The sequence below is a fragment of the Atopostipes suicloacalis DSM 15692 genome, assembly GCF_900129085.1.
GTDB lineage: Bacteria > Bacillota > Bacilli > Lactobacillales > Carnobacteriaceae_A > Atopostipes > Atopostipes suicloacalis.
The window spans coordinates 1-8,175 of record NZ_FQUF01000044.1 but is presented as its reverse complement, the minus strand read 5'-3'; the positions used below and the strand labels follow the sequence as shown (position 1 = coordinate 8,175).

Genomic DNA, 8,175 nt, shown 5'->3' with positions numbered 1-8,175 from the left:
ACGCTCGCTCGTAATAGCCATTCCGTTGGCTTCTTCGATCATTCGTTCTTTCATATTCCTGGGCTTGGATATATTCCGTTCGTTGTTCTTCCATCAGTTGATTGAAAATGGTGGTTAAAATATTTTTCGATACGTCATCTTTGACAGAATGTTCAATAATGCTTTGAACCTCTTCGTTATTCAGTGTAAAATGTACTTGGGTCATATGAAGTCCTCCTAGGTATGTTTTTGCGTTAAAAACATTGTACCGTAAAAGGACGTTTATATGGCCTTTTTACTTTTACACAATTATATGGACTTTATCTTCTTTTTGACCTGTAACAAAATGAAGAGCTATAGAAGAAGCTTCATCTTTATATAATGAAATACCTAAACGATTCTCTATAATCTTTAATGCCATTTTTCCCACTTTATATTCCTCAGGATAATATTTTTTTACTTCGTAATTTAAAGGATTTGTAAGAGGAATCAATTGTTGCGTTCGATCTAATGCATAATGAATATGATCGGCTAATGCAATATAAATATTCGATTGAAACTCAATTCCTAACTTTGCTTCAGCTAAATCAATGATTTCAATAACGACATCAATTTCATCATCAGAAAGTTGATGATAAATATCTGGAAAAATTGATTTTGATACGTTTTCAGAAAGAATGAACTTTTTTTCAATAAGTGCTGGATCAATAGGATCTCCTTTTGCTTTCTGAAAACCGATTCCTCGTCCCATAACCACAAATTCATTGGCAACATCATTCGTTGTTAATACGACATTATTATTAAAAATTTGCTTAATCTTCATTCTGTCCCTCCTTCCAAATAAAAAAGCCTAAATAGATACGCAATAAATGACACTTTACTGTATTTTTTTACAGTGGTGCCAGACTTATCGAGTATATATTTAGGTTTTGCCTGCATAACCAGTAACAATCCATATCAAGTTTCATTATACACATTGAACATTATGAAATCAATACCATCATGAAAGTTCTTACTAACTTTAGAACACTCGAATTTTTAATCAGGCTAATCTTTGTTCTTATTCACTTCATCTAAAATATAATCGCGGTCAAATTTAATATAAATTGGATACTCATTGAATTCTCGATAAATATCACTTGTTATTTTATAATGCAGTTCTTGATCAGTTTCCACTACATCCGTTGGAACAACAACATCAAAATGAATTTCTTTCTTTTCATCATTTCCTTTGATCCTAAAATCATGAAAATGAAAATTTGAATGATAAGTTTTTAAAACATTTTTGACTAAAGCGTATATTTTATTCTGTTCTTCATCATCTAATATAATCGGATCTAAATGGCCTACTAACTTTATATTAAATTGCTTTTCGAATTCTTGCTCTATTTCATCAATGACTCGATGTGCTTGAATTAAGCTTAATCTAGAATCAATCTCAATATCAACCGTGGCAAAAACTTTATTCGGTCCATATTTATGAATCAGTAAATCATGATAGCCAATAGGCGTTTCAAATGAGTCTAGAACTTCTCGCATTCGTAGAATCATTTGAACATCTGGACGTGTACCCAACAAGTCATCCGAAGAATCAAGGATAGAGCGAAAACCCGAATAGATAATAAATAAAGCCACTCCAGCTCCTACATATCCATCAATATACCAACCAAATTTAATTTCGATATAATAAGAAGCGATAATAACTAAAGTCATTAATGCATCATTAAAGCTATCCTTTTTCAAAGCTAAAACTGTATTTGACTGCGTTGCCATTTGCTTACTACGGTGTTGATAATAAAAACCTAATCCAATTTTCAATAATATAGAAATAATTAATAAAAGTAAAACTAAACCTGAACTATAAACGCTCATTGGATTGAATATACGATTAATGGACTGGAGGAGAAACTGAAATCCCACAATTAAAATAATAATTGCAATAAATAACCCGCTAATATATTCAGCTCTTTGGTGCCCATAAGGATGTTCACGATCAGCAGGTTTGTTGGAAACATAAAACCCACCGATGGTAAAAAAAGAACTAGCAGTATCCCCTAAACTATTCATCGCATCTACTAAAATGGACACACTTCCAGCAGTCAACCCTGCTATTAACTTAATGGTTAATAAAACTATGTTTACCACTAAACCAATAAAACCTGTCTGTATGCCGCTTTTAACGCGTTCTTCTTGTTCGAATTTTGACAATCGCTTCACCACCTCAATATGTATAGATTATTAATCGAGAGATAAAATTCAAACATTCTATTATTTTGATAACTTAAGAAGACACTAGTGATTATCTAGCGTCTTCTTTTATAAATTTATTTACTTTCTTTAGAAATCTTTTCTTCATTTAAGGTTCTGTAATTTGAAAGACCACCTGTTAGATTATAAACTTTCTCAAATCCATTATTTACCAATATTTCTTGAGCAACCAATGAAGATTCACCTAACCCACAATAGACAACAATTTTGTTCTTTTTATTTAAGGAATTTAAAGAGTCTCTTAAAGAATCTATGGGGAGGTTAATTGCTCCTTGGATATGAGCTTTTTTATAGCTTTCTTCACTTCTAACGTCGATGATTGTAAGCTCTTGGTCATCTTCTATCATTTCATTTAATTGTTCAGGGGTCATAAGAGGACACTTCTTAATCGCTTCTGATAACAATAAGCCAGTATACATTACAGGATCTAATGGCGTAGAGATTGGCGGAGTGAATGCCAAGTCAATATTTGCTAAATCTGAAACTTTTGCTCCAAATTGCATAGCTGTCGCAAAAACATCAATTCTTCTTTCTACTCCTTCTGGGCCGATAATTTGTACGCCTAATAACCTTTCTGTCTTAGGTTCTGCAACGGCTTTAATTAAAATATCTTTACCACCCATTATTTTTAAAACTGCTGGTTTAGTCGTTACTAACACTTCTGGTTCGATTCCTGCTCTTCTCGCAGCATCTTCCGTCATACCTGTTGAAGCAATAGTTTGACCAAATAATCGTACAGCAGAAGTTCCTAATACTCCTTCAAAGCGCATATCTCCACCAGTGATAACATCTCCAGCAATCCGTCCCATTTTAACGGCGGTTGTTGCTAATGGAAGATAAATAGGAGCCTTTGTTACGGCATGATAAGCTTCCGCCACATCTCCTACTGCATAGACATCTGGAAGATTTGTTTGTAGCTTGTCATCAACTTTTATCGCACGACTTGAACCCATTTCTACTCCTATAGATTCTGCTAATTCGGTATTCGGTCGAACACCTGTAGCAACGATAAACATGTCCGCTTCATATTTATTTCCTTGAGAAGTTACTACGCTGTCTAACTCTCCATTATGGCTAGCGAGCTCAACAACCCCCTCATTTCCGTGGAAAGAAACTCCATTAACTTCTAAAATATCTGCAATATGAACAGATGTATCATGATCCAACTGTGCCATAGGATATTCTAAAAAGTCTACTGTTTTAACATTGATTCCTGCATTTGTTAGTTGTTCGGATACTCCAAGACCTATATAACCTGTTCCAATAACAATGGCAGTTTTTGGTTGTTTTTCTTCAACAAAAGATAGTAGTTTTCTAGCATTCTGAACACTTTTTATTGTAAAAACATTTGTGAATTCTTTATCTCTAAACACCGGAGGAACTGTTACGACGGATCCGTTAGCAAAAACTAAAGCATCAAAAGTAGCTTCAAATTCTTCATCTGAAGTTAAGTTAACACCCATAATCTTTTTATTTTCGTAATCAATTTTTGTTATATCATGTCCGGTATGGATATCTATATTGTAACGACTCTTAAACCACTCAGGGGTCTTTAAAGTCAACTGCTCCACATTATCAACAACTCCACCTGCTACATAATGCGTCGCAAAACCAGTATGCGCGATATCATAATCTCTATCATAAATAGTAATTTTAACATCTTCCGAATTTTTTCTTGCTTGTAAGGCTGTTTCTATTCCGGCGATTACTCCTCCAATAATAATGATTTCCATTATTAATCCCCTTCCACATACTTTCTTATTTAACTAAGTATGTTTGATAATAAAGTTTTTGTGCACATCACAATAAAGTACTGTGCAAATGTAATATTACATACTAATCTATTATACTCTGGAACTTTACTTAATATCAACGGTTTTTCTTTACTATTATTATTTTATAGATGGATAATACAATATTTGACCTAAAAAGCTCTCTTTTTCGTATTTTAGCCTGTTTTTGATTAGTTTATTCTTCTGATACAACGAAAATGGTTCGTCCATTCCCAGAAGATTCCATTAAATTTTTGTATGCTTTGATTGGTTCATCTAATGTGAACTTATTTCCAATAAATGGATGGATGGCTCCACTTTCTAAAAAAGCATGTAGACCAAAAGTTAATTCTTTCATTTCTTTTTCATTTGGCGAGGTAAAGGTCATTCCGGTTACTATAGCTTCATTGGTCATTAAGTTTCGAGGGTCTACTTCTATCGTCTCTCGACTTCCTACAATAATGATTCGACCATGTCGCTGAATGATTTGCATATCTGTTTTTAAATTTTTATTGGCTAACATTTCTATAATGATATCTGGACCTTGTTCATTTGTTAATGATAATAACTTATCTTTGTTTTGTTGCGTCACATGATCTATCGCATGATCAGCACCTAAATCAAGAATAAGATTACGTCCTTTTTTTGTACTGGAGGTGCCTATCACGATCGCTCCAATAGCTGTAGCCATTTGTACGAGCCAGTTTCCTACTGCACCGCTTGCTCCATGAATAAGGACAATTTCTCCTGCTTTTATTTTTGCTTTTTGAAACAAAGCTTTATACGCTGTAAAAGCGGGTATACCTAATGCTGCTCCTTTTATAAGAGAAACGTTATCTGGTAAACGAAAGACATTTTCAGCATCGACTACAACTTTTTCAGCATAAGTCCCTGTGTTCCTATCCGCTGAAAAAGCACTTAAAAATATTCGATCTCCTATTTGAAATCCTTCAACATTGGAACCAATCTCTTCTATTATACCTGTCGCATCATAACCTGGAATATACGGAAGTTCCGGTATATTATAAGCATAGGTTCCTGTAATTGTATAAGATTCATTTGGATTCAAGCCCACGGCATGGACTTTAACTTTAACTTCATTTTCATTAGGGAATGGTTCGTCAACCTCAACAGTTTTCAACACTTCTGGTCCACCAAACTCTTTAATTTGTACAGCTTTCAAAATGCTTTCCTCCTTTTTCCTCTTTTTAATCTTATCACTATATATATCTATTTACTAAAGTTTTTACTTGTAAACCTTTAAATAAAAGCTTTTCAAGACAAACAAAAAATATTTAGTCTAAACGAGATTTTTAAGTCATTTTGCTAGAAATCTGATTTACGTTTGGTATACTCTAAGGCAGAAAGAAAAATATTATATTGGAGGTATTATTTTGGAAATTATTTTAACACTTATTGTATTTGCTGCTTTACTTTATCTCCTCTACCGTATGCAAACAAAATATGTAAAATATTCATATCGAGTATTTGCTGGTCTAGGAATTGGTATTGTGTTTGGAGCAATTATCCAATTATTATTTGGAGTGGATAATTCTATCACTCAAACTATAGTTGAATGGTTAGATGTTGTAGGATTAGGTTATGTTCGTTTCCTTCAAATGCTTGTAATGCCATTAATCTTTGTGTCTTTAGTTCGTGCTTTTACTGAAATGGAAGGCGAAAGCAACATTGGGAAAATTGGTGCGAATGTTTTAGCTGTTTTAATTATAACAGTTATGATTGCAGCAGCGGTTGGTATTACGAGTGTTCTACTCTTTAATTTAGATGGGGCTGAATTTACTCGCGGTGCAGCGGAAAATGCTCGAATAGCCGCCTTACAAGAAACCCAAACGCAAGTAGAAGGTATGACGATTCCTCAACAAATCTTAAGCTTTATTCCAAACAATATATTTAATGATTTAGCAGGATTACGGGGAACAAGCACAATCGCAGTTGTCATTTTCTCTGCATTTATAGGGATTGCTTATCTCGGGGTTGCTCGAAAACAACCGGAACATGGAGATTTTTTCAGAAAAATCATTGATAGTCTGCATGCGATTGTTATGCGTTTAGTGACTCTCGTATTACGAATGGCTCCTTATGGTATTTTAGCTTTAATGACTAAAATGGTAGCTACTTCAAGTCCTGCTGCTTTAGCAAATATGGGAACTTTCTTAATTGCCTCATATTTTTCTGTTATTGTGATGTTTATCATTCATGCTTTAATTTTAATAATTTATAAAGTGAACCCTATCCAATACTTTAAAAAAGTATGGACCGTTTTAAGTTTTGCTTTTACTTCTCGATCAAGTGCTGGCGCCTTACCATTAAATATTGCCACACAAAAAGAAGTATTAGGAGTAGATGCAACCACATCAAATATTGCAGCCACATTTGGTTTATCTATTGGTCAAAATGGATGTGCCGGAATTTATCCAGCAATGTTAGTAACAATCATTGCTCCCGCAGTCGGTATGGATTTGACAGATCCAGTTGTATGGGGAACGATTATTGTTGTTGTCGCTATCTCCTCTTTTGGTGTAGCGGGTGTTGGTGGCGGAGCAACTTTCGCAGCGCTCATCGTATTTGGAGCACTTGATTTACCTATTGAAATTATAGGTTTATTGGTTTCTGTTGAGCCAATTATTGATATGGCACGTACCGCTTTAAATGTGAATGATAGTATTTTAGCAGGTGTCATTACTTCTAAACGATTAGGAACTTTTGACGAAGATACCTTTAATGATAATGATCGACAAGTTACACCAGACATGGAAACGAACTAGATTTTATACGAATAAAAGAGAGGCTTTTTGATTCCTAATCAGAGAGCCTCTTTACATTTAAAAATACTAATCATTTTCATTATCTCCAACTATTTGCTAGTATCAATAGTAGAGCTATTTAACAAGAATAATAATTCATGAAGGAGAATTTTTTATGGAATATATCAAATTAAATAGTGGAGAGCAAATGCCGATCGTTGGAACAGGAACAAATACTTATGGAAAAGAAAATAATCAATACCGTGGAAAGCTAAATGGTGATTTTACGGTATTAGAAGATGCTATTGATTTAGGTTATCGCTCAATTGATGCGGCTGTTTCCTATAGTAATGAAGCAGGTGTTGGAGAAACTTTAGCCAAAAGTAAAATCTCACGCGAAGATTTTTTTATTACCAGTAAACTTCCAATAAATGACGAATACATATCAACTAAAGATGCAGTCCGTAAGACAATTAACAACAGTTTAAAAAATTTTCATACGGATTATTTAGATTTGTATCTTATTCATCATCCCATCGAAAATAAAGAATATTTCAAACAAACTTGGGAAGTTTTCGAGGAATATTATAAAAATGGAAAACTAAAAAGTATTGGTGTATCAAATTTTGATGAAGAACTATTAAACGAAATGAAAAAATTTGCCACAGTAAAGCCAGCAGTTAACCAAATTCCAATTAACCTAAAAGAACCAAACCAAGAATTAATAGAACTGCTTAAAAGTATGGAAATCACTCCCGTTGCTTGGGGCCCAATGGATGCGTCAGGCGAACAAATAGAAGCTTTAACTGAAATAGGCAAGGCTTATAATAAATCATGGGCACAAGTTCTTTTACGCTATCAAATCCAAAGAGGTATTGTTGTGATACCGAAATCTCATAATAAAAATAATCAAGCAGCTAATCTAGATTTATTCAATTTTGAATTATCTGAAGAAGATGTCAATAAAGTGAGTCATTTATAAAGCTCTCAAAGAACCTAGTATATCAATTGATGTTTACCGTTTAGTAAATATTAAATCTTTACTGGGTTCTTTTATTTGAAAAGAAAATGCTAAAAAGAGACAAAAAAGCATCTCTCATGGTATAATTAAATCATGAAAATTTTAAAAATATTTACTTAATTGAGTACTAGTTTCTGTTGCCGCAGACCTAGTGCTCTTTTTTCGTCATATGGTACTTTGTCATCTAGAATCTTATAAATGATCCGTAGTAACTTGTGCCCACATGCCACAACTGCTTTTATTTTGGTTCCTCTGTTAGATATTCTGTGATATAACGATCCGAAAGCTGGATCACGTGACCTTCCGGCCATTCCACCACTCGTAATTAGGGCTGTTTTTAAATATTTATTCCCTCTAGTTACTCTCGAAG

7 protein-coding genes are annotated in these 8,175 nt (G+C 33.7%); 2 read left to right on the top strand and 5 right to left on the bottom strand.

The window, feature by feature from the left end; all coding sequences use genetic code 11:
* The 5 genes from BUB96_RS10010 to BUB96_RS09990 form a co-directional block, all read right to left on the bottom strand.
* Window positions 1-205: transposase (locus BUB96_RS10010; RefSeq protein ID WP_200789117.1), on the bottom strand; the 205-nt coding region annotated here is incomplete at its 3' end.
* A gap of 75 nt (window positions 206-280) precedes the next feature.
* The gene (locus BUB96_RS10005; protein WP_073298682.1) at window positions 281-802 is read right to left on the bottom strand and encodes a PRD domain-containing protein; all 522 of its coding nucleotides are present in this window, start codon (window positions 800-802) and stop codon (window positions 281-283) included.
* 224 nt (window positions 803-1,026) lie between these two features.
* Window positions 1,027-2,187 carry a cation diffusion facilitator family transporter gene (locus BUB96_RS10000; protein WP_159431741.1) on the bottom strand — a complete coding sequence of 387 codons (1,161 nt, stop codon included), beginning with the start codon at window positions 2,185-2,187 and terminating at the stop codon, window positions 1,027-1,029.
* 116 nt (window positions 2,188-2,303) lie between these two features.
* A complete protein-coding gene (locus BUB96_RS09995; protein WP_073298680.1) occupies window positions 2,304-3,980 on the bottom strand; it encodes an FAD-dependent oxidoreductase in 1,677 nt (558 codons plus the stop codon).
* A gap of 235 nt (window positions 3,981-4,215) precedes the next feature.
* Window positions 4,216-5,202, bottom strand: coding sequence for an NADPH:quinone reductase (locus BUB96_RS09990; protein WP_073298679.1), 987 nt, complete (start codon window positions 5,200-5,202; stop codon window positions 4,216-4,218).
* Between the two features lie 268 nt (window positions 5,203-5,470).
* Here BUB96_RS09990 and BUB96_RS09985 point away from each other — a divergent pair, with 268 nt between their 5' ends.
* Window positions 5,471-6,805, top strand: a complete 1,335-nt coding sequence (locus BUB96_RS09985; protein ID WP_084137140.1) for an L-cystine transporter — start codon at window positions 5,471-5,473, stop codon at window positions 6,803-6,805.
* A 154-nt stretch (window positions 6,806-6,959) separates the two neighbouring features.
* A complete protein-coding gene (locus tag BUB96_RS09980) occupies window positions 6,960-7,766 on the top strand; it encodes an aldo/keto reductase family protein (RefSeq protein ID WP_073298677.1) in 807 nt (268 codons plus the stop codon).
* Window positions 7,767-8,175: the final 409 nt, after the last annotated feature.